Here is a 25,211-nt window from a genome sequence, read left to right as displayed (position 1 = left end):
GCCGACCCTCATAACCTATGAATGTCTCGCAGGAGTCCGTCATGGGCGATGACCTCAAGCTTCCGTCGCTGGCCGATTGGCAGCGGCTGTTCGACGACAAGGCCTACCGGCAGCAGTCCCCCGATGCTCATTTCACTGAGTTGATGCAGGTGGCCAATGACCTGTTCGGCCGCGGCGCCATCGATCTGGCACGCTGGCAGGATTTGAAGACCCAGGCCGAGCAACTGCACCAGCGCTCCCCGGATGCCAATGTCGCCGAAGAAGTCGCCGACCCCGATGCCTGAATCCCGAATGACCCCAGGAGTTCGCCATGAACCACAGCCCCGATCAAACCCGGCCCAACCCGGACGCGCCAGCATTGCCCGGCGAAGTGGAACGCGATAACGATGCCTTGCGGCCCAATGACCCGGCCAAGCGCAAACAGCAACACGGTGACCCTGATGCGGGGGATGCCGATGCGCAAAAAAACGGACGGCGTGGATGAAGTGCGTCATGCCGAGGGGTATTAAAAAAGAGTTTTTAATGGTTGTTTAATTTTTATTCATGGATAACTTTTTTGTATTTGTCCATGTCTTGTATAACCGGTTGTACGGCTAGTGCAGGAGTTGCCATTCAATACTGTGGCGAGGGAGCTTGCTCCCGCTGGGATGCGAAGCAGCCCCAAAAGCGGCCGCTGCGCGCCCGAGCGGGAGCAAGCTCCCTCGCCACAGGTTCCGCGGTTCGGTCACAATGTAACTGTGCGAGTCATGATCAATCGGCGGCAGTTACGATCAAAGATAAACAATTATTTAAACACTCTCCCGGACATAGTCTGAAAGTTCCATTATTATTGTCCCCGTTCGCCCAGTGTCAGGCTCTTTACCAGTGCATGGATTGCCGAGGCCGTCGCACTGGGCGAACACCGTCCTGAATCAATGACTTTCAATTATTTGTTTGCACATTGGCCAACAGCGGTGGCCCATGCGTGAGTGGTTGCGCTCGAACATTAGCCGACTATGGGTGAACGCCAGTCATCGGAACCCGAAGTGCCACTGACTTCGTGGGTCCAAGTGATTTTGCGGTACGTGAAATGCACGTCTTCCAGATGGGTGAAGTGCGCGTTCGCCGGGTCCTGGCAGTTGAACATGTAATCCTTGATCTCGACGATAATCGCGTCCTCCAGCTTGGTGGTGAAGTAATGTTCCTGGCTGCCCGAGGCGGATGTCCGGAACCATTGGATCTCGACTTCATTCATGCATTCACCGCTGGTCAGGGCCGCAAGCAGTAACGGCGTGGCCTTGTCGAACATTTTGGTGATTATGAGGGGCTGGTGCATGCGTTGGCCGGTCGGCTGGCCGGATTGCGGATCGCGCGGAACAGTCACCCGATGCTGGAAACCTTGCACCATGATTTTATTTTCACGACCTTCCTGAAAAATATTACCAACCGAGTCAATGGTAAACGCACCGGCAGTGATCAGACCTTGTTTGGCGCCTGTAATGGTCATATATGCGGGGGTAGCCAAGGGATGCTCTCCTTCCTGGATAACTAAGGGCCTGGGACGGAAATCGCCCCGAGGTGGCCTGACGGTTATCAAGAGCTGTGCCATCTTCAAAAAAACCATAGATATCAATAGGTTGGTTTGACCCTTGGTGCTTATATCTTCCAGGGCGGTCACAAAGCGCACAAACCCTTGCCCGGCGCATGACAGATCCTCGCGGCCCACCCGCACACCGCGCCATCCGGGCAGAATCACCCAGGAAGGCGCGCCACGCTGCACGCGCCCCCCAGGCAACTTCTTGCCGTTTTATCCTTCGGTGTATTCCTATACGCCCAATGCGGCCCTGCACTCATCGATGGAGCGCTGTTGCGTCTGGGCATACAGCCCCAACTCGTCGATGGTCCCTCGCCCCAGCGCCGCCTCGAAAGCCTGGCGGTTGGATTGCCCGGCGTAATGGCTTTGGGCGGCGTCGCCGAGGTTCGACTGGAAGATGCCGGCGGCGCTGACGGGTAGGAAGTCTTCGTACACCAAGGGCTCGGCCCGCAGGTATTGCTGTTCGAGCAAGTGTTCCAGGGTGGTCGCTGCCTCGAGGGTGCCCTTGGCGGCGAGGCCCTTGGGCGTCGGGACATAACGGAAATACGCCAACGCCTGTTGGCGCAGCTCATCGTGGTTATCCGGGAATGCGCCGAAGTGTTCGGCCATCAGCACGTTGTAGCGCCCGGCGTTGGCTTCGTTGGGGAATTCCCCCAGCGCATCGCGCGCGGCGTTCAGCAATTGGTCATAAAGCGCACGGCCTTTGGGTGTGAGCGCGGCGCCGCGTTGTTCGATTTCGCCGAAGCGGGCGCTATGGCTGCCTTGGGGCTGGGTCCGGGTCTGGGGCTGGTCGGTGAAGGCAACGGGCTCATCGAGCGCCTTGAAACTGGTCTGGCGCAGCAGGATCGGGCATTGGCGACGGGGTGGGCCTTCGATCACAGCCTTGGGCGTGATGCCATGCGTGGGCATCCGCGCCTGGACGATGTCGATGTCCAGGGTGCGCGGCGTCAGGTGGTTGATGTGCGGGCCCTTGAACGCCACCACGTCGGCGATCAGGCGATGCTGGGCGCTCAGTTGCCGATACTGTTCGGCGGTGACGGTGGCGCTGTGGTGCCAGCGAAAGGTTTCCAGGGCCTGTAGGACAAAGTCCTCGGCTTGGGTTTCGCTCAGGCCGCCCTGGCGTTTGGCCAGGTCAATGAGCTCAAGGGCGCCGGGGGTGAAGATCTGCCGTTTGGCCAGCACCGATTCGGCAAAGGCCCGAAGCTCGGCATTCTCGATCAGTTCCAGGCGCAGCAGCGAGGTAAACACCCGGAACGGGCTGACCTGCAAGGCGCTTTCATGCACGGCGCGAAACGCGGTGGAATGCACCGGTACACCGGCTGGCGTGAGGTCGTAGTAGCCCACCGGCTGCATGCCCATGACCGCGAACAGTCGCCCCAGGGTCGCCAGCTCGGCGGCGGTGCCGACGCGGATCGCGCCGTGGCGTTCCAGGTCCAGGCGCTCGAGTTCGCCCGTGTTGCTCAGGTGGGCGGCCAGTTCCGGCTGTTCGGTCAGGACCTGGGCGTTGGTGGCTTCCACCAGCTCCATCAGTGCGCCATACAACGGCACCTCGTCGCGGTACATGTCGGACATCGCTTTGGAGAAGCGTTGGCGGATCAGGTCGGGGCTGACGAAGCTCATCGTGGGAATTCCTGGCGAGGGCTGTGGGAAAGTTGGACGAAAGATCGCAGCCTTCGCCGGTCCCGGCAAACGAAGAATCTTCAGGACTTCATTCTGCCAGGGACTGACCCACCGGTTCACCACCGGGCGTTGCTTGCATCATGATCACTGCCCCAATCCCTTGAGAAAGTCACGGTACAGCGCCGCGGTTTTCCCTGGTTGTTCGATCATGGGCAGGTGGCCGATCCCGTCCCAGATTTCCACACGCAAGTCCGCGATGCCCTTGCTCCATGCGGGTACGCTGCTGACGTCGATCACCCGGTCCTGGCGACCCCAGAGCAGCAGCGAAGGGGCACGAATGGCGGCCAAGTGGGGCTCCATTGGCGGGCTGGCGCGAAAGTCGGTGTAGATCTCCGCCAGTTCTTCGCGTTGCTGTACATAACGCTCGGCCACCGCGGCCATGACCATGCCGGGTACCCAGGGCGGCGACGCCATGGTCATTGCGTAGAACGGCATGAACTCCTCCCGCGAATGCACGAGGGACGGGTTATGACCGGCGGCCAATTGGCGGTCCATGTCGCTGGGCTGGGGGGAGGTGACACCGGCCGGATTGAGCAGCGCCAGGGTCAGCACGCGGTCAGGCGAAGTGGCTGCCAGCCACGCGGCGAGATGCCCACCCATGGAATTGCCGATCACGTGGACCTTGTCCAAGCCGCAGGCGTCGAGCAATTCGATGATTCGCCGGGCCTGGGTCGGGATGTCGTAGCCGCCGCCGGCCTTGAAGCCGGTTTCGCCATGGCCGGGGAGGTCGGGGATCACCACTCGGTAATCACCAACAAGATGTCGGGCAACCCGCAGCCAGAGGTTCTTGTCGCCGCTGTAGCCGTGCAGCATCAGGATGCTGGCGGACGCTTCATAAGGCCCGCCCTGCCAGGTCGACACGGTCATTTCACTGATGGGCACGGTGATTTTGCGCAACCGGTAAAGGCGTGCTTCCAAGGCCATGCTCATGTCGTAGATCACATGGCCAATGCCGGGATAGGTCAACCAACTCCAGGCGATAAGTACAGCAATAACCACGAACAACACCAGCATGTTTTGCCCTCCGTGGGCTGCGACAGAATGTAATCAAACGGATCAGGCGGTGTTCAGTGAAGCTTAACCCGGGAACATCGTTGCCCAGGAACCTGCTTTGCGAGGTGTCACGGACTTCCTTGTCATATATAGCCAAAATCCGAGCAGAGCCCCGCATTTTGACGAAGAAAATACCCCTGCATTCAGTGGTGGCTATTTGATGCCGCCCTGATAGACTCCAGGCAAGCCCATCCCGATGATTCGGGAAACCCGCGGTGCAGAGGCGTCTATGCAAAAGACGGGAAAAAAGGGACTGTCGTTGGCCAGGAGGCTCTACGTATCGCGCATCCTGGGCCTGACGCTGGGGTTGCTGCTGGTCAGCGCCGCGCTCTATCCCCTCGATCCGCCGCCCTGGGTCTGGGGCCTCATGCTGTTCAACGGCCTGCTCTGGCCGCACCTGTCCTATGGGTGGGCTCGCCGATGCGCGGTGCCGTACCACGCCGAACACCGCAACTTGTTGATCGATGCCTTTCTCGGCGGCTTCTGGGTCGTGGCGATGCAATTCAACCCGTTGCCCACGGCCGTCACGCTGGCGATGATGGCGATGAACAACGTCGCCATCGGTGGTCTGCGTTTCCTGCTCGTCGGGGTTGTGGCCCAAGTGGCGGGCATCGCCGTGGGCATGGTGATCTTCCCGTTGACCGGCGTGCCCATGACCAGCCCGACGCAGATCTATGCTTGTCTGCCGCTGCTGTGCCTGTATCCGATGGCACTGGGTTGGATCTGCTTTCGCCAGGCCTACACCCTGGGGCGGCAGAAACGTGAGTTGCTGGCCCTGAGTCGTACCGACAGCCTGACCGGGTTGCTCAACCATGGCGCCTGGAAAGATCGCCTCAACGAGGAGTTCCAGCGTTGCGGGCGCCATCCAGCGGACGGGACGGCCCATGGCGCGATTGCGCTGATCGACATCGACCATTTCAAAGCCATCAATGACACCTATGGCCACGGCGCCGGCGACGTCGTGCTGCGCCGGCTCGGCAAGCTGCTCAGGCAGAACCTGCGCGCCGCCGACATTGTCGGGCGTTATGGTGGCGACGAGTTTTGCGTGGTCTTGCCGGACCTGACCCTGCATAACGCTGTGCAGGCAATGGATGGTTTGCGTGAGCGCTTCGCGACCCTCAGCTACGAGCAGGATCCGGCGCTTAAAGTGAGCCTGAGTATTGGCCTGGCGGTGTTCAACCCGGCGTATGGCGACGCAACGTTTTGGCTCAACGATGCAGACCAGGCGTTATACGAAGCCAAGACCAGCGGGCGCAACCGGGTCACTTGCCACCGGCATCGGCCGGTGCTGGAAGCATCGGTTGTTTCCCTCTGAGATGGCCACCTGCTGTCTAGAGCCTTGGTTCATTGTCGGGTAGGGTGCCTATGGCACTCTTTCGATACGGAACAAGGATGAAATCATGACGATGACCGCTGTTCGCTCCCGTCTGGCCGTCAGCCTCGGCCTGAGCCTGGCCCTTGGCGCCTTCACCCCCATGGCCTTCGCGCAACCCCATCAACAAATCCTGACCGATGCGCAGCAGTACCAGGGCGAGGCCCTGAAACTGCTGGAGCGGCTGGTGAATATCGACTCCGGCTCCGGCTATGTGCCAGGGCTGACCCAGGTCGGTGACATTGCCATCGACGAGCTGGAAAAGTTGGGCGCTACCATCGAGAAGGTGCCGAATTCGGACGGTAGCCAGCACATCCTGGCGACCCTCAAGGGCACCGGTAAAGCAAAAATCCTGCTGATGGCCCACATGGACACGGTGTTCAAGGAGGGCTCGGCCGCCGAACGCCCGTTCCACATCAAGGATGGCCGCGCCTACGGGCCGGGGGTGATGGATGACAAGGGCGGCATCGTCGCCGGGATCTACGCCTTGAAAGTGCTCAAGAATCTCGATTTCAAGAATTACGCGCAAATCACCTTCCTGCTCGACGCCAGCGAGGAAACCGGCTCGGACGTGGCCACCGACCTGATCAAGAAAACCGCCAAGGCCCACGACGTGACCCTCAACCTCGAGCCGGGTCGCCCGGCCGACGGCCTGGTGGTGTGGCGCAAGGGCAGTGCCACGGCGCTGGTGGAGGTCAAGGGCAAGGCGTCCCACGCCGGTGTCGCGCCGGAACTGGGGCGCAATGCGGCGATGGAAGCCGCGCACCAGATTCTGCAATTGGGCAAGCTCGGCGACGCGGAAAAGAAAACCACCATCAACTTCACGGTACTCAAGGCCGGTGACCGGACCAACGTGATCCCCGACCAGGCGAGCGCCAAGGCCGATGTACGCGCGGCGGTGCCGGAAGAATTCGACCGTATCGAAAAAGACCTGGCCCGTGTTTCACAGGACAAGCTGATCGCCGATACCGAAGTCACCACCAGCCTCAAGCGCGGCCTGCCACCGATGCCGCAGACGGCGGAGTCGGACCGATTGATGGCCATGGCCCAGGGCATCTATGGCGAACTGGGGCGCAAACTGACCGAAGAAGGCAGTGGCGGCGCGGCGGACGCCAGTCTGTCAGCCGGGGTCGGTACGCCGACGCTGGATGGGTTTGGCATCGTGGGTGGCAATATCCACACGCCGGAGGAGTACGCCGAAGTCGAGAGCGTGGTGCCAAGGATTTATCTGTTGTCGCGGATGATCATGGAGTTGGCGGGGCGCTGATGCGCTGTGTCGTTCGGGGTGCTAACCGAGCATAGGGTGAACACCTCGAAACCCTGTGGGAGCGAGCTTGCTCGCGAAAGCGATCTGTCTGTCGATCACATGTTGACTGACACACCGCCTTCGCGAGCAAGGGAATGTGCTGCAAGACTCGGTGGTTGGCTCCTACATCGATGGTAATACGATAAACACAAGGCTTTCGTGGCGAGGGAGCTTGCTCCCGCTGGACTGCGCAGCAGGCCCAAGTTTTTTGGTTCAACACACAATGCTTGGGGTTGCTTCGCGACCCAGCGGGAGCAAGCTCCCTCGCCACGGGGGATGCGCTATGTCGAGGGACGGGCTTCGACGTTGTCCAGCGCTCGGTCTGCCAGCTGTCCACTCAATTCGATCAATTGGTGGATGCCCAGGGCAATGTGGCGCCTTGAGCCTTCCAGGTCGAAGGCCAGGTCGTTGAGCATGGCGTTGGCCGAGGCCAGGTTTTCGCTGAGGTTGGCGAGCAGGGTTTCGGTGTCGACACCGTTGGCGACTGTGAAGAGTTGGCCTTCATCAGCCTCGGGTTTGCTGGGTTTGGGCTTGAGGTAGTGGTCGAGGGCGCGGTCGGCGGCTTTGTCGAACGCTTTTGACTTGGCTGGATCGGTGTCCGGCGGGTTGGGTGTTGGTTTGAACATGGATGAAACTCCAGATAAGAAATTGGAGCCATCACTCTCGCTACCAAACGAAGGGTGGTGGCCATACGAAGGTTGGTAGACCGGTTACCTGGCAACCCGGCGCGTCCGAGAACGCCCTGCGCATGACCACCATAAAACAGAGGACGTAGAAGTCCCTTGCATCAGGATGCACGTGCGCCAGGAAACCGGGCTACCAAACCCGATCGCTGATTCGTCAGCGACCCGGAAACGATAAAGCCCTGGCCCCAAGGCGCACAAGCCGGCGGATTCTGGCGTAGTTGTAGGCAATGGCGCAAGGTGAGGTCGTTCGGTCTTACGCCGAGATTAATGCGATAAACATAAAGCTTTTGTGGCGAGGGAGCTTGCTCCCGCTGGACTGCGTAGCAGGCCCAGGTTTTTGGTTCGACACACAATGCTTGGGGCGGCTGCGCCACCCAGCGGGAGCAAGCTCCCTCGCCACAAGAGCGAGTTAGGCGTTTGATGGCGTCGTTGCTAGTAAACCCAAACCTCCACCCGCCGATTCCGAACCCTGCCTTCATCCTCGCTGTTGGCCGCCACTGGCATCAAGGCCCCGAACCCTCGCACTTCCCGTAGCGCCACGCCGTATTTGACCAGTTCCCGTCGCACCGCCATGGCCCGCAGTTTGGACAACAGGTCGGCCCGGGCCGGGTCGTCCTTGGCGTCGCCAAAACCCACCAGGGTCACGCGTCGGTCGGCTTTTCCATGCTGCTTTATATAGTCGAGCACGCGCCCCAGGTCCTGGTGGGCCTTGTTGTCCAGGCTGGCGCTGCCTTCTTCGAAACGAAAATTCACGGTCAAGCGTTGGGCATGGCGGCTCAGGGCCTGGTAGCCCTCGGGCATCAGTGCATTCGGTGCGACGGCCATGGCTTGGACGGTCTGGGCGATGAAACCGTTGGCGGCGACGATGGCCTGGCCTTTGTCGCTTTGGGTAAACGCCACCAACGCTTCGGCCCAGGGGTTGGTGCCCCAGGGTGGCAGATAGAAGAACAGGCGCCGGGAAAGCGGGTAGTCCTCGGTGGCGATCAGGTGGTTAAGCGGCAGCATGGGCTGGGATGCGCCGTCGACAATGGCCAGCGCCTTGGCCTGGCGCACGTAGGGCAAACCGATGAAACCGATGCCTTGCGGGTCCTGGCTGACCGCGTCGGACAACTGTTCGCTGGATTCGAAGCGTCGCGCTGTAGGATCCAGCCGTTTTCCCTGTCGGCTAAGGACCAGTTCCTTGAAGGTGTCGTAGGTGCCGGACTGCTCATCCCGGGCGTACAGATGAATCGGCCCGCCCGTGCCACCGACGGCTTCCCAGGTTTTTGCCTCGCCGCTGAATATTCGAGCCAGCTGTACGGTATCGAGCTGGCGCAGTGGGTTGTGGGGATGAAGGATGATCGCCAGGCCATCGATGGCGATGACTTGTTCGGCGGCAGGACTTTTCAGGTCGCCCAGGGACGACAAGTCCTTCAGTTCGCTGTCCTTGATCGGCCGGGAGGATGCCGCCAGGTCGGTGCTGGCCTGTTTGAGGGCAGCAAAGCCGGTGCTGGAGCCGTGGGCCGCGATATCGACCTGCACCCGCCGGCCATCGGCAGTCTGGCCGACGATGCGCTGCTCATTGTCGCGCCCTGTGATTTCGCTGCTGACCCTGAGTAGCCCCTGGTCCTCCATCAATCCCCTGACCAGCGCCGGTCCCAGCGCCGCACCGATGGTATTGGAACCCTGCAGGCGCAAGGCTGGGCCGTGTTCGGGAATGGGCAAATTGCCGGCCCATGCCACGAACGGCAGCCAGAGGCCCATGAAAAAGACAACACACAGCCGCATGCCGACACCTGCTGAACCCGAGGAAGTGCCGGAAGATTAAGTCAGTCAGGTTACTGAAAGGTGACAGGGGTGCTACCTGTTAGCCCGACTCACCACAAATCTCCTGTGGGAGCGGGCTTGCTCGCGAAAGCGGTGTGTCAATCGACGTAAATGTTGAATGTGCCGACGCCTTCGCGAGCAAGCCCGCTCCCACAGGGGGATGTGGATGCTTCGGACTTAGCCCAACTGCAACCAGATCGGCGCATGGTCCGACGGTTTTTCCATGCCCCGCAGCTCATAGTCCACACCGGCATCCTTGACCCGTGGCAGCAGGCCGTGGGAGGTGAGGATCAGGTCGATGCGCAGGCCGCGCTTGGGCTCGTCCTCGAAACCGCGGCTGCGGTAGTCGAACCAGCTGAAGCGGTCGGTGACGTCCGGGTTCAGGTGGCGGAAGCTGTCCACCAGGCCCCAGTTCTTCAGGCGGGCCATCCATTCGCGCTCTTCCGGCAGGAAGCTGCATTTGCCGGTCTTCAGCCAGCGCTTCATGTTGTCCGGGCCGATGCCGATGTCGCAGTCTTCCGGGGAAATGTTCACGTCACCCATTACCACCACCGGCTGGTCGTTGCTGAAGCGGCTTTCCAGTAGATGCTGCAGATCGTTGTAGAAGCGTTCCTTGGCCGGGAATTTGGTCGGGTGGTCGCGGCTTTCACCCTGTGGGAAATAGCCGTTCATGATGGTCACCGGCACGCCGTTGGCATCGGCGAAGGTGCCCCAGATGAAGCGCCGCTGGGCGTCTTCGTCGTCACCTTCGAAGCCTTTGTACAGGCTCAGCGGTGCCTGGCGGGAGAGCAGGGCGACGCCGTAGTGGCCTTTTTGTCCGTGGTAATGCACGTGGTAACCCAGGGCCTGCACTTCGGCCAGGGGAAACTGTTCATCGTGGACCTTGGTTTCCTGCAGCCCGATCACATCCGGCTGGTGCTTCTCGATCAGCGCCGCCAGCTGATGGGGGCGGGCGCGCAGCCCGTTGATGTTGAAGGAGACGATCTTCATGGTCGGCTGTCCTGGCAAAACTGCGATGCTAGCTGACATGTGGGAAGGGAGCCAGCGTGGCAGTAGGACAAATGCGCTGCTAATGTCCTTTGCATGTAGGAACGATCACGACCCTATCGAGTTCGTACTCAATAAGAGCAGGGCCTTACCGAGCCTCGCCCCAGGAGATCCAACGCCATGCCTGAAACCGCCATCGCCGACGTCCATATGCTCGACAGTGGTTATTCCCGTGAAGCCCGTTCGTTGCTGTACCAGGCCTATCGCCATGAGCCGACCTTCAGCTACCTGTTCGAATCCGAGCGTCCCGGTTATGAACAGCGGGTACGGGCCACGGTGCGTGAGCTGGTCAAGCAGCATTTTCTCCAGGACCTGCCGGCCATCGGCCTGCTGGTCAACGACCGCCTGATCGGCATCGCCCTGATCGCCCCGCCACAACGGCGCCTGGGCATCACCGAAAGCTGGGCCTGGCGCCTGCGCATGGTCTTGAGCACTGGTTTTCGTTGCACAAGGCGCTACTTGGACTATCACGCAGCGGTGCTGGCCTGCCTGCCGTCCGATGCGGTCCATGTACTGCCGCTGCTGGGGGTGCACCCACAGTTCCAGGGCAAGCATTTCGGCGAACAGTTGCTCACGGCGGTGCATAACTGGTGTGCGGTGGACGAACATTCCCGGGGCGTGGTGCTGGACACTGGTAACCCGCGTTACCTGGAGTTTTATAAACGCCAGGGTTACGAGGAAATCGGGGAAGTGGCGGTAGGACCGATCCGCGAGCATGTGTTCTTCCACGCCAACCCGCAGGTTCTGCAAAGCGCAACGGCATAGTCGGGCGAACTTTTAGGAAATGTCCGGCTCTATCAGGCACCTACGCTCGTGATAGCATCCGCGCCATGAACCGCTCAGGAAGAATGATCAGTGGTGCGCTCTTGCTGTCCCTCAGCTGCGCGGCCCTGGCAAAAAGTGAATTGGAAGTACGCGTCCAGCCGTCCAACGACGAACTCAAGGCCAACGTAGAAGGTTACATCGGTGGCTTGGGTGATCGTGACGAGGAGGCCTTGCTGCGCTTCAGTCGCGGCGCCGAGGAACAGGCGCGCAAGGCCGCCCAGGCGCTGGGCTACTACCAGCCGCAAATCGACAGTGAGGTCAAGGGCGGCAAGGACCCGCGCCTGGTGCTGACCATCGACCCCGGCGAGCCGGTGCACTTGCGCAATGTCACTGTGCGCATCGATGGCCCGGCGGCTTCGCTCAAGGCTTTTCGCGTACCCGGCAACGCCGGCCTGAAACCCGGCGCGGTGCTCAACCATGGTCGTTACGAAGACGCCAAGCGGGTCATCCAGAACCAGGCCTCGCGCTATGGCTATTTCAGTGGGCGCTTTACCCAGCAGAAACTCCTGGTAGACCCCCAGGCGGGCCTCGCCGACATCGAGCTGGTCTACGACAGCGGCCCGCGTTATGCCTTGGGTCCGGTCAGCTTCGAGGGCGACACGCCGTTCGACGAAGACTTGCTGCAACGCATGGTGCCGTTCAAGGCCGGCACGGCGTACGATTCCGAACTCATCGCAGAACTCAACCAGGCCCTGCAATCGAGCGGTTATTTCGAAGGCGTGCGCGTCGATGCCGCGCCCACCGCTGCCACCGATAACGTGATTCCGGTGGCGGTCAAGCTCGACACGCGCAAGCCGCGCACCATGGGCCTGGGCCTGGGCTTTTCCACCGACGTCGGTCCCCGGGCCAAAGCCAACTGGACGCGTCACTGGGTCAACCCCCAGGGCCACAGTTATGGCTGGGAAGCGGAAGTGTCGGCGCCCCGGCAGAACGTCGGCCTGTGGTACGACGTGCCGCTGGACCCGCCGCTGACCGACAAGATGCGCTACGCCGGCGGTTATCAATATGAAGAACTGGCCGGCACCGACAGCCTAAGCAAACTGCTCACCGTGGGCCCGGAATGGCACAGCAAGTTGCCCAGTGGCTGGCAGCGGGTGGTGTCGCTCAAGTGGCAGCGCGAGGAGTACCGCCTCGGCGACGATGCGGGCCTGAGCACGTTGTTGATGCCCGGCGTGAGTTATTCCTACCTGCGCAGCGACAACCGCATCGACCCGCACAACGGCTACCGTTTGCAGTTCGACACCAAGGTCGCCAAGGAAGGCCTGGGTTCGGACAACAACCTGTTATACGGCACCGCCATGGTCAAGGGCCTGACCACCGTGTTCGACAAGCATCGGCTGCTGGCTCGGGCGCAGATCGGCGGGAGCGCCACCAATGGCTATAAATCCATTCCGCCGTCCCTGCGCTTCTTCGCCGGTGGCGACCAGAGCGTGCGCGGTTACGACTACCAGAGCCTGTCTCCGGAGAACTCCGAGGGCGACCGTATCGGTGGTCGCTATATGGTCGCCGGCAGCCTGGAGTATCAATATTCCATCGCGGAAAAATGGCGGGTGGCGACGTTTATCGACCAGGGCAACTCCTTTAATAGCCTGGAGCTGCCGAGCCTGAAGACCGGCGTGGGTGTTGGCGTGCGTTGGGTGTCGCCGGTTGGGCCGATCCGCCTGGACCTGGCCCATGCGATGGACGACGAGGGCGGCATTCGATTGCACTTTTCCATGGGGCCTGAGCTGTGACGCGTGGTTTGAAGACAACGCTGCTGGCGCTCGCCGGGGTATTGCTGGCGGTCGTGCTGGCCTTGAGCGTGGCGCTGGGCACGGCCTTTGGCAGCCGCTGGGCCCTTGGCCTGGTGCCTGGGCTGAGCGTGGAGAATTTCCAGGGCCGACTGGGCGGACAGTGGAGCGCCGATCGGCTGCTGTGGCAGCAGGGCGACAGTCGGGTGGAGGTGGATCGGTTGATATTCGCCTGGTCGCCGCTGTGCCTGGTGCGCATGACCCTGTGCATCGAGCAGCTCAAGGCCGACCAGATCGCGTTGCAATTGCCAGCCTCGGCCGATGAGCCAAGCAGCGGCCCGATCAGCTTGCCGGACCTGGACTTGCCGCTCGCGATCGAACTGGGCGATGTGCAAGTCGGCAGCCTGTCGTTCAACGGCAGCGAGCAGCTCAAGGGCTTGCAATTGGTTGCCCATTGGACCGCCGAGGGCCTGCAGATCGATTCGGTGCAATTACAGCGCGACGCGCTGGGCCTGCAGCTGTCCGGCTTGTTGAAGCCGGGCGGCGACTGGCCATTGACCGCCGAAGGCCGATTGACCTTGCCGGCGCCAGGTGCGGCGCCCTGGGCCCTGGAGCTGAAAGTCGACGGTAACCTGCTCAAGACCCTCAACCTCAAGGCCGACAGCAGCGGCTACCTGCAAGGCCAGTTGACCGGTGAGCTGCAACCGTTGGCGGACAACCTGCCGGCCAAGGTGCGCATCACTGCCGACGGCTTCAAGGCCAGCGGCGATCTGCCCGACACCTTGTTGCTCAACCAGCTGGAATTGACCGGCGCAGGCGATCTGAAAAACGGCTACCAACTGCTCGGCAAGGCGACCCTGCCGGCCGAGAAAGGACCGGTGGCGTTGCTGCTACAAGGCACCGTGAACGCCAATGGCGCACACATCGCCGGTTTGGACCTGGACGCTGGCGATCAGCAAAGCCTGAAGCTCAACGGGCAGTTGGACTGGCGCGAAGGCCTGAGCGCCGAGGCGAAAGTCGCCTGGCTGGATTTCCCCTGGCATCGCCTTTATCCGCTGATCGACGAGCCGCAGGTGACCTTGCGCAGCTTCAATGGCGAAGTCTCATACACCGATGGTCAATACCTGGGCAACTTCCAGGCCGCCCTGGACGGACCGGCCGGAGCCTTCAGCCTGGACAGCCCCTTCAGCGGCGACCTGACGCAAATTCATCTGCCACAGCTCAAGCTCGCCGCGGGGCAGGGCAAGGCCGAAGGGCACCTGAGCCTGCAATTTGCCGACGGCATTGCCTGGGACACGGCGCTGCAACTGTCGGCCATCAACCCGGCGTACTGGCTGGGCGAACTGCCCGGGACCCTGGCCGGGCCGTTGCGCAGCAAAGGGGCAATGAAAAACGACCGCCTCGACCTTGACGCGGACCTGGACCTCAAGGGCAAGCTGCGCGGCCAACCGGCGCAATTCCAGGCCAAGGCCAGCGGTGCCGGCGAGCAGTGGAACCTCAGCGCGCTGGATATCCGCCTCGGAGACAACCGCATCAACGGCAGCGCCAGCCTGCAACAGAAAATCACCGGCCAGATCGACATCAAGCTCTCGCGCCTGGCCCAGCTCTGGCCGCAACTGCGCGGCCAAGTGGTCGGCCGGGTCGACATGGCCGGCACGCTCAAGGCGCCCCAAGGCAAGCTCGGCCTGCAAGGCACGCAGTTGGCGTTGCAGGACAATCGCCTGCAAAGCCTGAACCTCGCTGCGACCCTCGACAGCGCCCAGCGCGGCAAGCTCGACCTCAAGGCCAGTGGCATCCGCGCCGGCGAAACGTCGTTAGGCGTGCTGACCGTCAGCGGGCAGGGCGACATCAAGCGGCAATCACTGAACCTGGATTTGCAGGGGCCGCAGCTCGACACGACCCTGGCACTCGACGGCGCCCTCGACCAGGGCAGTTGGCGCGGGCGCCTGGCCAGCGGCGAGGTGCAGGCCGGCGGTCAAGCCTGGCGCCTGCAAGCCCCAGCGAAACTCGAGCGCCTGGCCGATGGCACGCTCAACGTCGGCGCCCATTGCTGGCGTTCCGGTGAAGCCAGCCTGTGCGGTGAAGACCAACGGCTGATGCCGGAGCCAAAGCTGCGCTATCACCTCAAGCAATTCCCCATCGAAAGCCTGGCCCAGTGGATGCCCAAGGATTTTGCCTGGCAGGGCCGGCTCAACGCGGACCTGCAATTGGACCTGCCGGCCAGCGGCCCGAATGGCCGCATCCTGGTGGATGCCAGTGGCGGCACCTTGCGGATTCGGGATAAGGCGAGTGATAAACCGCGATGGCTGGACTTCCCGTACCAGACCCTGACGCTCAACAGCCGCCTGACCCCCAAGCGCATCGACACCGACCTGAATTTCGTCGGTGCCAGGCTCGGCGAACTGATGCTCCAGGCGCAAATCAACCCGCTGCTGGCGAGCAAGCCCTTGAGCGGCTCATTCCGCCTGACCGGCCTGGACTTGTCCGTGGCCCGGCCGTTCGTGCCGATGGTGGAAACCCTCACCGGTCACCTGAACGGCAGCGGGACATTATCCGGTGGTTTGCTCGCGCCCCAGGTCAACGGCAACCTGGTGCTCAGCGACGGCGAAGTCTCCGGGCCGGAGCTGCCGGTCAGCCTCGAAGCCTTGCAAGTGCGGGCAATGATCGTCGGCGAAACGGTACGGCTCGACGGCGACTGGAAAAGTGGCAAGCGCGGGCAGGGCAGCCTGACCGGAACCATCGGCTGGGGCGAGGCCCTGTCCATGAACCTGGCCCTCAAGGGCTCGCAACTACCGGTCACCGTTGAGCCTTATGCGGTGCTCGACGTGGCGCCGGACCTGAACATCACGATGCAGGGCGAGCAGCTTTCCATTGCCGGCAAGGTCCTGGTGCCCAAAGGCGAGATCACTGTTCGCGAACTGCCACCGTCCACCGTCAAGGTCTCGGATGATACGGTGATCGTCGGCCACCAGACCGAAGAGGGCAAGGCGCCGCTGGCCATGGCGATGGACATCGACGTGATCGTCGGCCAGGACAAACTCGCATTCTCGGGTTTCGGCCTGACGGCCAACGTCCAGGGCCAGGTGCACATCGGCGACAACATGGACACCCGCGGTGAACTGTGGCTCAACGATGGCCGCTATCGTGCCTACGGGCAACGACTGACGGTGCGTCGGGCACGGCTGCTGTTCGCCGGACCCATCGACCAGCCCTACCTGGACATCGAAGCCATCCGCCAGACCGACGACGTGATTGCCGGCATTCGCTTGAGCGGCAGCGCCGAGCAACCGACCACGCAAATCTTTTCCGAACCGGCCATGAGCCAGGAGCAGGCATTGTCCTATCTGGTGCTGGGCCGACCGCTGAGCACCACGGGCGAGGACAACAACATGCTCGCCCAGGCCGCCTTGGGCCTGGGGTTGATGGGCAGTTCGGGGGTGACCAGCAGCCTGGCCAATAACCTGGGCATCGATGATTTCCAGCTCGACACCCAGGGCAGCGGCAATACCACCAGCGTGGTCGCCAGTGGCAATCTCTCGGAAAAGCTCAGCCTGCGCTACGGCGTCGGCGTGTTCGAACCGGCCAACACCATCGCCCTGCGCTACAAGCTCAGCAAGAAGGTCTACCTCGAAGCCGCCAGCGGCGTCGCCAGCTCGCTGGATATCTTCTACAAGCGCGATTTCTAACCTCTTCCTGAATCCCCAACGTCCAATGTGGGAGCGGGCTTGCTCGCGAATGCGGTGTATCAGTTAGCGATTTGTTGACTGACACGCCGCATTCGCGAGCAAGCCCGCTCCCACAGGTTTGTCTGCGTTTCGTCTGTTGGTGAATAGCACGCTAACGATTTGTTTGACATTTGCTGCCTAAGCAGTAATATTTCGACATACATTCACTGCCTAGGCAGCAAACGGTGCCCGGATGAAGCATTTCACCCCTGACGAATTTCACAATTGCCACCTCGGCATGCTGCTCGGCCGCGCCGCGCTGCTCAAGGACCGGATCATCGACACCCACATGGAACCCGTCGGCATCACCGCCGCGCAGTTCAAGGTGTTGATCATCATGGCCCAGCACGGCATCGACACGCCGGTCGAGCTGTGTCGCTACCTGTCCCTGGACAGCGGCTCGATGACGCGCATGCTCGATCGCCTGGAGCAGAAAGGTTTCCTGGTCCGCCAGCGCTCGGCAGAGGATCGGCGCCAGGTGCAATTGGTGTTGACCGAAGCTGGCCAGGCCCTCGCCGATCGCCTGCCGTTCATTGGTGCCGACGCCATGAATCAATTGGCCGGTGCCATCAGCCGCGAGGAGCTGCAAACCCTCGAAGACATCCTCAAGAAAATACTGCTCGCCGCCGGTGATCCCATCACCGTGTTGCGATTGGGGGAGAAATGAAACGTCAAACCTTGCGTACCCGCTTGAGCCTGGTGCTGTTGGCCATGAGCCTCGCCGGTTGTGCCAGCTACAGTGGCTTGAAGACCGAAGGCGTCAGCCTCGAGGCCAAGAGTCTCCAGGCTGGACAATCGTTGAATGGGGTCACGCTGTCGCCGGCCGCGTGGCCGAAAAACGATTGGTGGAAAAGCCTCGGCGACCCGCAACTCGACGGTCTGATCCGTGAAGCCTTGCGCGACAGCCCGGACATGCAAGTCGCCAGCGCCCGGGTCCACCAGGCCAGTGCCGCGGCCTATGCCGCCAACGCCGCACGCCTGCCGACCCTGGATGCCAGCGGCAGCGTCAGCCGTTCGCGCCTGGCCCGTGACCAGGACCCGCAAGGGCAGGGCGGGGCCTACAGCACCCTGCGTTCGCTGAGCGTGGACTTCAACTACAATTTCGACCTCTGGGGTGGCCAGCGTGCCGCCTGGGAAGCCGCCCTGGGCCAGGCCCGCGCCGCAGAGATCGATCGCCAGGCCGCGCAGCTGACCCTGGCCGCCGACGTGGCCCGGGCCTACAGCGACCTGGGCCAGGCCCACATCATTCATGACTTGGCCGCCGAGGACCTCAAGCGCACCCGGCAAATGCTCGATCTGGGCAAGCGCCGTCTCAGCGCCGGGATCGACAGCGAATATCAGTTCCAGCAAACCGAAAGCCTGGAAGCCAGCGCCGATGCGACCCTGATCGACGCCGAGAAACGCCTGCAGAGCGCCAAGATCGCCCTGGCCGTGCTGCTGGGCAAGGGGCCGGACCGCGGCAACGAAATCGCCCGGCCGAACGTGCTGCAAGCCAGCGCGGTCGCCTTGCCGTCGAACCTGCCGGCCGAGCTGCTGGGCCGCCGTCCCGACCTGGTCGCGGCGCGCTGGCGGGTGGAGGCGGCGAGCAAGAACATCGAGGCTGGCAAGACCCAGTTCTATCCCAACCTCAACCTGAGCGCGGCGGCGGGAGTGCAGTCGTTGCTGGGCGATGCGATGTTCGGTTCGCCCAGCCGTTTCTTCAACGTGGCGCCCACCGTGTCGCTGCCGATCTTCGACGGCGGCCGTTTGCGGGCGGACCTGGATGCCCGGGACGCCGATTACGACCTGGCGGTGGCGCAGTACAACAAGAGCCTGGTCACGGCCCTTGGCGATGTCAGCGACACCATCAACCAGTTGCGTGACATCGCTCGCCAGATCGGTGCCCAGCAACATGCCACCGACATCGCGCAGAACTCCTACGACACCGTGGTCCAGCGCTACGGCTCGGGCATCGGCAATTACCTGGACGTGCTGAGCATCGAGCAGCAATTGCTCCAGGCCCAGCGCCAACTGGCGAACCTGAATGCCGAGCAGATCGATTTGTCGATCCAACTGATGCAGGCCCTGGGCGGTGGTTTCGAAGCCCAGACCCTGGCGGCGGCCACGCCGACCCCTGCCACGCCGACCCACTGATTCGAGGTACTTGTCATGGCGACTGCCGAAACGACTCAATCCGCACAAACCCAAGACAGCGGCAACCCACGCAAGCGCAAGGTCATGCTGTTGGCACTCACGCTGATCGTCATCCTCGCGGGCCTGGGGGTGTGGGGCTGGCATGAACTGTATGGTCGCTGGAGCGAAAGCACCGACGACGCCTATGTGAATGGCAACGTGGTGGAAATCACTCCGCAAGTCACCGGGACCGTGGTGAGCATCGGTGCCGATGACGGCGACCTGGTGCGTGAAGGCCAGGTGCTGGTGCAATTCGATCCGAACGATGCCGAAGTCGGGCTGCAAAGTGCCCAGGCCAACCTGGCCCGGACCGTGCGCCAGGTCCGTGGCTTGTACAGCAACGTCGACGGCATGCGGGCGCAGGTCAATGCCCAAGAGGCCGAAGTGCAGAAGGCCCAGGAAAACTACAGCCGACGCAAGAACCTGGCGGCCGGCGGGGCGATTTCCCAGGAAGAACTGTCCCACGCCCGGGATGACCTGACCTCGGCGCAGAACGCCCTGGCCAATGCCCGGCAACAGCTCAAGACGACCAGCGCGTTGGTGGACGATACCGTGGTGTCATCCCATCCCGATGTGCAAGCCGCGGCCGCGCAACTGCGCCAGGCCTTCCTGACCAATGCCCGCAGCACCTTGATCGCGCCAGTCACCGGCTATGTCGCCAAGCGCACCGTGCAGTTGGGGCAACGGGTGCAGCCGGGCACGGCGCTGATGGCGGTGATCCCGCTGGATCAACTGTGGATCGATGCCAACTTCAAGGAAACCCAACTGCGTGACATGCGCATCGGCCAGCCAGTGGACATCGAAACCGACTTGTACGGCAGCGATGTGAAGTACAGCGGCACCATCGACAGCCTGGGCGCCGGGACCGGCAGCGCGTTTGCCTTGCTGCCGGCGCAGAACGCCACCGGTAACTGGATCAAGATCGTCCAGCGGGTGCCTGTGCGGATTCACATCAATGCCCAGGAGCTGGCCAAGCATCCGCTGCGGGTCGGCTTGTCGACCCAGGTCAGCGTCAACCTGCACGACCAGAGCGGCCCGGTGCTGGCCCAGCAACCACCGCAGAAAGCCTCGTTCAGCACCCAGGTCTATGACCGACAACTGGCCGATGCCGACGCGATGATCACTCGCCTGATCCACGACAACAGTGCCGCGGCGAGCAAGACCGCGCAGCGCTGACCACTGTTGGCGGGCGATCTGTGCATTAGCAGGATGGTAAAAAAACCTGTGGGAGCGGGCTTGCTCGCGAATGCGCAGTATCAGCCAACACAGATGTTGAATGTGAAATCGTCTTCGCGAGCAAGCCCGCTCCCACAGGGGGGGGCTTGCCGTCTCAAGGGATTTCGCCACCTTCGCTTCATAGGATTCTCGCAATGAGCAATAACGCGTCCTTCACGCCGCCCAGCCTGTTGCTCAGCACCATCGGGCTGTCGCTGGCGACGTTCATGCAAGTGCTCGACACCACCATCGCCAACGTCGCCTTGCCGACCATTTCCGGCAACCTGGGCGTCAGCTCGGAGCAGGGCACCTGGGTGATCACCTCGTTCGCGGTGAGCAACGCCATCGCCCTGCCGCTCACCGGCTGGCTGAGCCGACGCTTTGGCGAGGTGAAGCTGTTTTTGTGGGCAACGATGCTGTTCGTGCTCGCTTCGTTCCTGTGTGGCATTTCCACTTCGATGCCGGAGCTGATTGGCTTTCGTGTGGTCCAGGGGCTGGTGGCCGGGCCGTTGTACCCGATGACCCAGACGCTGCTGATTGCCGTATACCCGCCGGCCAGGCGGGGCATGGCCCTGGCGCTGCTGGCGATGGTCACGGTGGTGGCGCCGATTGCCGGGCCGATCCTCGGTGGCTGGATCACCGACAGCTACAGCTGGCCGTGGATCTTCTTCATCAACGTGCCGATTGGGATCTTTGCGGTGATGGTGGTGCGCCAGCAGCTCAAGGCCCGGCCGGTGGTCACCAGTCATCAACCGATGGACTACGTCGGGTTGATCACGTTGATCATCGGCGTCGGTGCACTCCAGGTGATCCTCGACAAGGGCAACGACCTGGACTGGTTCGAGTCGAACTTCATCGTCATCGGAGCCTTGATTTCAGTCATTGCCCTGGCGGTGTTCGTGATCTGGGAAATGACCGATCGTCATCCGGTGGTCAACCTGCGGCTGTTCGCTTATCGCAACTTCCGCATCGGCACCATTGTGCTAGTGGGCGGCTATGCCGGGTTCTTCGGCATCAACCTGATCCTGCCGCAATGGTTGCAGACGCAGATGGGCTACACCGCGACCTGGGCCGGGCTGGCGGTGGCGCCGATCGGCATCCTGCCGGTGCTGATGTCGCCTTTCGTCGGCAAGTACGCCCACAAGTTCGACCTGCGCTTGCTGGCCGGGCTGGCGTTCCTGGCCATCGGCCTGAGCTGCTTCATGCGCGCCGGCTTCACCAACGAAGTGGATTTCCAGCACATTGCGCTGGTGCAGTTGTTCATGGGGATTGGCGTGGCGCTGTTCTTCATGCCGACCTTGAGCATCCTGATGTCGGACCTGCCGCCGCACCAGATTGCCGACGGCGCGGGGCTGGCGACGTTCCTGCGGACCCTGGGCGGCAGCTTTGCCGCTTCGTTGACCACCTGGATCTGGATCCGCCGGGCGGACCAGCATCACGCCTACCTGAGCGAAAGCATCAGCACCTTCGAGCCCACCACCCGCGAAGCCCTCAACCAGCTCGGCGGCGCGAGTGCGCCGGCCTATGCCCAGCTCGACCAGATCCTCAACAGCCAGGCGTACATGCTCTCCACCGTGGATTACTTCACGTTGCTGGGGTGGGCGTTCATGGGGTTGATCGTGCTGGTGTGGCTGGCCAAACCGCCGTTCGCGGCGAAGGCTGGGCCTGCATCGGCAGGGCATTGATCCAAGGGTTGGATGCAATCCAATGTGGGAGCGGGCTTGCTCGCGAAAGGGGCATGACAGTCATTTTTTATGTTGACTGACACATCGCCTTCGCGAGCAAGCCCGCTCCCACAGGATCTATGTATGCTTCAGGTTCCTGGCAATGCCAACTGCGCATTACCAAACCCGAACGGCGCCAACGCAAACCCCTGTTCATCCACCTGCAACGCCCAGCCTTGCTTGTCCCAATCCCCCAACACGATGCGTCGGGCGGCGTGTTCGCCCAGTTGCAACTTGTGGATGGCGGGGCGGTGGGTGTGGCCGTGGACCAGGGTCTTCACGCCGTATTGCTGCATGATCCGTGGGATCTCTTCAGGCGTGACGTCGACGATGTCATTGGCTTTCATGCGTGTTTGCGTGCGGCTTTCGCTGCGCAGCTTGCGCGCCAGTTTCTGGCGGCTGCCCAGCGGCAGGTGACGCAGGATGAACAGCGTGACCGGGTTGCGCAGCCAGCGCCGCAGCTTCATGTAGCCTTCGTCGCGGGTGCAGAGGCTATCACCGTGCATCAGCAGCACCGGCTCACCATTGAACTGCACGACGCTTGGGTCCTTGAGCAGGGTGCAGCCGGCCGCTTTGCAGAAGGCCTGCCCCAGCATGAAATCGCGATTGCCGTGCATCAGGAAAATGGCCGTGCCGCTGTCGCTCAATTCGCGCAGGGCGTGGCAGATGGAACGCTGGAAGGGCGTCATCGCATCGTCGCCGATCCAGGCTTCGAAAAAGTCGCCCAGGATGTACAACGCTTGCGCCGAACGGGCGCGTGTGGCCAGTAAATCCAGAAACGCCCGGGTGATGTCCGGGCGCTCCTCTTCCAGATGCAAGTCTGAAATCAGCAGTATCACTCAATGATCTCGGCTTTCTCGATGATCACGTCTTCTGCCGGGACGTCCTGGTGGCCAGCCTTGGAAGTGGTGGCGACGCCCTTGATCTTGTCGACCACGTCGGTGCCAGCGGTGACTTTACCGAATACCGCGTAGCCCCAGCCCTGGACGTTCTTGCCACTGTGGTTCAGGAACGAGTTGTCGGCGACGTTGATGAAGAATTGCGCGGAGGCCGAATGCGGTTCCATGGTGCGGGCCATGGCGACGGTGTACTTGTCGTTGGAAAGACCGTTGTCGGCTTCGTTCTGGATGCTTGGGCGCTTGTCTTTCTTTTCCTTCATGCCCGGCTCGAAACCACCGCCTTGAATCATGAAGTTACCGATCACGCGGTGGAAAACGGTGTTCTCGTAATGGCCAGCCTTGACGTATTCAACGAAGTTGGCAACGGTAATCGGAGCCTTCTCGGCGTTCAGTTCAAGGACGATGTCGCCATGGTTGGTGGTCAGTTTGACTTGGGTCATGATTACTACTCTTTCAAGAAATTCGTGGGTTTCGGGGCGCGAACGCCCGCAACCGGTCCGGCTGCAATCGCCAGGTTGGGCAGTTTAGCGCGCCAGGCACGAAATTCGAGGCTGTTTTTCATCTGGCCGTCGATTAAATTCAATCGTTTGCCGGCCTGGCCTGTCAGGTGCTTGACAGCATCGGCTATGATACGGGCTTTGATTTATCAGGCCGCACCCGGCCGCGCACTTGTCTGTTCAAGGATCCTATGAGCAAGCCCACTGTCGACCCTACCTCGAATTCCAAGACCGGCCCGGCCGTGCCGGTCAATTTCCTGCGCCCGATCATCCAGGCGGACCTGGACTCGGGTAAGCACACACAGATCGTCACGCGTTTTCCACCGGAACCCAACGGCTACCTGCACATCGGCCACGCCAAGTCGATCTGCGTGAATTTCGGCCTGGCCCAGGAGTTCGGCGGCGTCACGCACCTGCGTTTCGACGACACCAACCCGGCCAAGGAAGACCAGGAATACATCGACGCGATCGAAAGCGACGTCAAGTGGCTGGGTTTCGAGTGGTCCGGTGAGGTGCGCTACGCCTCGCAATATTTCGACCAGTTGCACGACTGGGCGGTGGAGCTGATCAAATCCGGCAACGCCTACGTGTGCGACCTGACCCCCGAGCAGGCCAAGGAATACCGTGGCAGCCTGACCGAGCCGGGCAAGAACAGCCCGTTCCGTGAGCGCAGCGTGGAAGAGAACCTGGACCTGTTCGCCCGCATGCGCGCCGGTGAGTTCCCGGACGGTGCCCGGGTGTTGCGTGCCAAGATCGACATGGCCTCGCCGAACATGAACCTGCGCGACCCGATCATGTACCGCATCCGTCACGCCCATCACCACCAGACCGGCGACAAATGGTGCATCTACCCCAACTATGACTTCACCCATGGCCAGTCGGATGCCATCGAAGGCATCACTCACTCGATCTGCACCCTGGAGTTCGAAAGCCACCGTCCGTTGTACGAGTGGTTCCTCGAGCACCTGCCGGTGCCGGCCACCCCGCGCCAGTACGAATTCAGTCGCCTGAACCTGAACTACACCATCACCAGCAAGCGCAAGCTCAAGCAACTGGTGGACGAGAAGCACGTCAATGGCTGGGACGACCCGCGCATGTCGACGCTGTCGGGCTTCCGTCGTCGCGGCTACACTCCCAAATCGATCCGCAATTTCTGCGAGATGGTCGGCACCAACCGTTCCGACGGCGTGGTGGACTTCGGCATGCTGGAATTCAGCATCCGTGACGACCTGGACCACAGCGCCCCCCGCGCCATGTGCGTGCTGCGTCCGCTGAAAGTCGTCATTACCAACTACCCGGAAGGCCAGGTCGAGAACCTCGAGCTGCCGCGCCACCCGAAAGAAGACATGGGCGTGCGCGTCCTGCCATTCGCCCGGGAAATCTACATCGACCGTGACGACTTCATGGAAGAGCCGCCAAAAGGCTACAAGCGCCTGGAGCCTGCCGGTGAAGTGCGCCTGCGTGGCAGCTACGTAATCCGCGCCGACGAAGCCATCAAGGACGCCGACGGCAACATCGTCGAACTGCGTTGCTCCTACGATCCCGACACCCTGGGCAAGAACCCGGAAGGTCGCAAGGTCAAGGGCGTGATCCACTGGGTGCCGGCCGCCGCCAGCGTCGAGTGCGAAGTGCGCCTGTACGATCGCCTGTTCCGTTCGCCGAACCCGGAGAAGGCCGAAGACAGCGCCAGCTTCCTGGACAACATCAACCCTGACTCCCTGCAAGTACTTACGGGTTGTCGTGCCGAGCCTTCGCTGGGCAACGCACAGCCGGAAGACCGTTTCCAGTTCGAGCGCGAAGGCTACTTCTGCGCGGATATCAAGGACTCGAAACCCGGTGCTCCGGTATTCAACCGTACCGTGACCTTGCGCGATTCCTGGGGTCAGTGATCAAGTCTTAAG

General features: G+C 62.0%; 20 protein-coding genes. 12 read left to right on the top strand and 8 right to left on the bottom strand.

Features of this window, described 5'->3' with window-relative positions:
- Positions 1-41 precede the first annotated feature (41 nt).
- Positions 42-284 (top strand): hypothetical protein, encoded by a 243-nt coding sequence (locus J3P88_RS19560; protein WP_186730067.1) that lies wholly within the window; start codon positions 42-44, stop codon positions 282-284.
- 26 nt (positions 285-310) lie between these two features.
- Entirely contained in the window at positions 311-484 is a 174-nt protein-coding gene (locus tag J3P88_RS19555) for a hypothetical protein (RefSeq protein ID WP_434571079.1), read from the top strand.
- 501 nt (positions 485-985) lie between these two features.
- Here J3P88_RS19555 and J3P88_RS19550 read toward each other — a convergent pair.
- From J3P88_RS19550 to J3P88_RS19540, 3 genes are all read right to left on the bottom strand, one after another.
- Positions 986-1,504 (bottom strand): Hcp family type VI secretion system effector, encoded by a 519-nt coding sequence (locus J3P88_RS19550; protein WP_434571077.1) that lies wholly within the window; start codon positions 1,502-1,504, stop codon positions 986-988.
- Between the two features lie 300 nt (positions 1,505-1,804).
- Positions 1,805-3,193, bottom strand: coding sequence for a 2-oxoadipate dioxygenase/decarboxylase HglS (gene hglS, locus J3P88_RS19545; protein WP_434571075.1), 1,389 nt, complete (start codon positions 3,191-3,193; stop codon positions 1,805-1,807).
- Positions 3,194-3,337: 144 nt separating this feature from the next.
- Positions 3,338-4,267, bottom strand: a complete 930-nt coding sequence (locus tag J3P88_RS19540; protein WP_434571073.1) for an alpha/beta fold hydrolase — start codon at positions 4,265-4,267, stop codon at positions 3,338-3,340.
- Positions 4,268-4,535: 268 nt separating this feature from the next.
- On the opposite strand from J3P88_RS19540, the gene J3P88_RS19535 reads away from it, so the two are divergent.
- A complete protein-coding gene (locus J3P88_RS19535; RefSeq protein WP_434571071.1) occupies positions 4,536-5,621 on the top strand; it encodes a diguanylate cyclase in 1,086 nt (361 codons plus the stop codon).
- 85 nt (positions 5,622-5,706) lie between these two features.
- The gene (locus J3P88_RS19530) at positions 5,707-6,945 is read left to right on the top strand and encodes a M20/M25/M40 family metallo-hydrolase (protein WP_186708662.1); all 1,239 of its coding nucleotides are present in this window, start codon (positions 5,707-5,709) and stop codon (positions 6,943-6,945) included.
- A 320-nt stretch (positions 6,946-7,265) separates the two neighbouring features.
- Here J3P88_RS19530 and J3P88_RS19525 read toward each other — a convergent pair whose 3' ends face one another.
- From J3P88_RS19525 to xthA, 3 genes are all read right to left on the bottom strand, one after another.
- On the bottom strand, positions 7,266-7,610 hold the full coding sequence (locus tag J3P88_RS19525; RefSeq protein WP_434571069.1) for a DUF6124 family protein: 345 nt from the start codon (positions 7,608-7,610) through the stop codon (positions 7,266-7,268).
- A gap of 492 nt (positions 7,611-8,102) precedes the next feature.
- The gene (locus J3P88_RS19520; protein WP_186706613.1) at positions 8,103-9,437 is read right to left on the bottom strand and encodes a substrate-binding domain-containing protein; all 1,335 of its coding nucleotides are present in this window, start codon (positions 9,435-9,437) and stop codon (positions 8,103-8,105) included.
- A gap of 216 nt (positions 9,438-9,653) precedes the next feature.
- Entirely contained in the window at positions 9,654-10,466 is an 813-nt protein-coding gene (xthA, locus tag J3P88_RS19515) for an exodeoxyribonuclease III (protein WP_434571067.1), read from the bottom strand.
- Positions 10,467-10,643: 177 nt separating this feature from the next.
- On the opposite strand from xthA, the gene J3P88_RS19510 reads away from it, so the two are divergent.
- The 7 genes from J3P88_RS19510 to J3P88_RS19480 all read left to right on the top strand — a co-directional run bounded on the left by J3P88_RS19510 (position 10,644) and on the right by J3P88_RS19480 (position 21,875).
- Positions 10,644-11,288, top strand: coding sequence for a GNAT family N-acetyltransferase (locus tag J3P88_RS19510; RefSeq protein WP_186706615.1), 645 nt, complete (start codon positions 10,644-10,646; stop codon positions 11,286-11,288).
- 65 nt (positions 11,289-11,353) lie between these two features.
- Entirely contained in the window at positions 11,354-13,081 is a 1,728-nt protein-coding gene (locus tag J3P88_RS19505; protein ID WP_434571065.1) for an autotransporter assembly complex protein TamA, read from the top strand.
- Entirely contained in the window at positions 13,078-16,764 is a 3,687-nt protein-coding gene (locus J3P88_RS19500) for a translocation/assembly module TamB domain-containing protein (RefSeq protein WP_434571063.1), read from the top strand. Before J3P88_RS19505 ends, J3P88_RS19500 begins: the two co-directional genes overlap by 4 nt.
- A gap of 232 nt (positions 16,765-16,996) precedes the next feature.
- Positions 16,997-17,470: a MarR family winged helix-turn-helix transcriptional regulator gene (locus tag J3P88_RS19495; RefSeq protein ID WP_186706617.1), complete on the top strand. Its 474-nt coding sequence runs from the start codon at positions 16,997-16,999 to the stop codon at positions 17,468-17,470.
- Positions 17,467-18,936: an efflux transporter outer membrane subunit gene (locus tag J3P88_RS19490; protein WP_434571060.1), complete on the top strand. Its 1,470-nt coding sequence runs from the start codon at positions 17,467-17,469 to the stop codon at positions 18,934-18,936. The genes J3P88_RS19495 and J3P88_RS19490 overlap by 4 nt, the downstream gene beginning before the upstream one ends.
- A 15-nt stretch (positions 18,937-18,951) precedes the next feature.
- Complete coding sequence (locus tag J3P88_RS19485; RefSeq protein WP_186730384.1) at positions 18,952-20,151, top strand: efflux RND transporter periplasmic adaptor subunit; 1,200 nt, start codon at positions 18,952-18,954, stop codon at positions 20,149-20,151.
- Positions 20,152-20,345: 194 nt separating this feature from the next.
- Positions 20,346-21,875 carry a DHA2 family efflux MFS transporter permease subunit gene (locus J3P88_RS19480; RefSeq protein ID WP_186706620.1) on the top strand — a complete coding sequence of 510 codons (1,530 nt, stop codon included), beginning with the start codon at positions 20,346-20,348 and terminating at the stop codon, positions 21,873-21,875.
- Between the two features lie 128 nt (positions 21,876-22,003).
- Here the strand turns inward: J3P88_RS19480 and J3P88_RS19475 are convergent, their stop codons facing one another.
- A complete protein-coding gene (locus J3P88_RS19475; RefSeq protein WP_434571058.1) occupies positions 22,004-22,753 on the bottom strand; it encodes a UDP-2,3-diacylglucosamine diphosphatase in 750 nt (249 codons plus the stop codon).
- Positions 22,750-23,253, bottom strand: a complete 504-nt coding sequence (locus J3P88_RS19470; RefSeq protein ID WP_053121103.1) for a peptidylprolyl isomerase — start codon at positions 23,251-23,253, stop codon at positions 22,750-22,752. Before J3P88_RS19470 ends, J3P88_RS19475 begins: the two co-directional genes overlap by 4 nt.
- A 248-nt stretch (positions 23,254-23,501) precedes the next feature.
- On the opposite strand from J3P88_RS19470, the gene J3P88_RS19465 reads away from it, so the two are divergent.
- Positions 23,502-25,199 (top strand): glutamine--tRNA ligase/YqeY domain fusion protein, encoded by a 1,698-nt coding sequence (locus J3P88_RS19465; protein WP_186730386.1) that lies wholly within the window; start codon positions 23,502-23,504, stop codon positions 25,197-25,199.
- Positions 25,200-25,211 lie beyond the last annotated feature (12 nt).

The organism is Pseudomonas sp. Z3-6, assembly GCF_051131985.1.
Taxonomy (GTDB): Bacteria; Pseudomonadota; Gammaproteobacteria; order Pseudomonadales; family Pseudomonadaceae; genus Aquipseudomonas; species Aquipseudomonas zanjanensis.
Note: the sequence above shows the minus strand (reverse complement) of the source record. Positions and strands in the feature narration are given on the sequence as shown.

What these genes read in the sequence shown, in the direction of transcription:
- J3P88_RS19510 (WP_186706615.1), top strand. Translation starts at nt 10,644, where the DNA reads ATGCCTGAAACCGCCATCGCCGACGTCCATATGCTCGACAGTGGTTAT.
- J3P88_RS19525 (WP_434571069.1), bottom strand. Translation starts at nt 7,610, where the DNA reads ATGTTCAAACCAACACCCAACCCGCCGGACACCGATCCAGCCAAGTCA.
- J3P88_RS19535 (WP_434571071.1), top strand. Translation starts at nt 4,536, where the DNA reads ATGCAAAAGACGGGAAAAAAGGGACTGTCGTTGGCCAGGAGGCTCTAC.
- J3P88_RS19465 (WP_186730386.1), top strand. Translation starts at nt 23,502, where the DNA reads ATGAGCAAGCCCACTGTCGACCCTACCTCGAATTCCAAGACCGGCCCG.
- J3P88_RS19505 (WP_434571065.1), top strand. Translation starts at nt 11,354, where the DNA reads ATGAACCGCTCAGGAAGAATGATCAGTGGTGCGCTCTTGCTGTCCCTC.
- J3P88_RS19540 (WP_434571073.1), bottom strand. Translation starts at nt 4,267, where the DNA reads ATGCTGGTGTTGTTCGTGGTTATTGCTGTACTTATCGCCTGGAGTTGG.
- J3P88_RS19495 (WP_186706617.1), top strand. Translation starts at nt 16,997, where the DNA reads ATGAAGCATTTCACCCCTGACGAATTTCACAATTGCCACCTCGGCATG.
- J3P88_RS19520 (WP_186706613.1), bottom strand. Translation starts at nt 9,437, where the DNA reads ATGCGGCTGTGTGTTGTCTTTTTCATGGGCCTCTGGCTGCCGTTCGTG.
- J3P88_RS19490 (WP_434571060.1), top strand. Translation starts at nt 17,467, where the DNA reads ATGAAACGTCAAACCTTGCGTACCCGCTTGAGCCTGGTGCTGTTGGCC.
- J3P88_RS19485 (WP_186730384.1), top strand. Translation starts at nt 18,952, where the DNA reads ATGGCGACTGCCGAAACGACTCAATCCGCACAAACCCAAGACAGCGGC.
- J3P88_RS19555 (WP_434571079.1), top strand. Translation starts at nt 311, where the DNA reads ATGAACCACAGCCCCGATCAAACCCGGCCCAACCCGGACGCGCCAGCA.
- J3P88_RS19560 (WP_186730067.1), top strand. Translation starts at nt 42, where the DNA reads ATGGGCGATGACCTCAAGCTTCCGTCGCTGGCCGATTGGCAGCGGCTG.
- hglS (WP_434571075.1), bottom strand. Translation starts at nt 3,193, where the DNA reads ATGAGCTTCGTCAGCCCCGACCTGATCCGCCAACGCTTCTCCAAAGCG.
- J3P88_RS19480 (WP_186706620.1), top strand. Translation starts at nt 20,346, where the DNA reads ATGAGCAATAACGCGTCCTTCACGCCGCCCAGCCTGTTGCTCAGCACC.
- J3P88_RS19470 (WP_053121103.1), bottom strand. Translation starts at nt 23,253, where the DNA reads ATGACCCAAGTCAAACTGACCACCAACCATGGCGACATCGTCCTTGAA.
- xthA (WP_434571067.1), bottom strand. Translation starts at nt 10,466, where the DNA reads ATGAAGATCGTCTCCTTCAACATCAACGGGCTGCGCGCCCGCCCCCAT.
- J3P88_RS19530 (WP_186708662.1), top strand. Translation starts at nt 5,707, where the DNA reads ATGACGATGACCGCTGTTCGCTCCCGTCTGGCCGTCAGCCTCGGCCTG.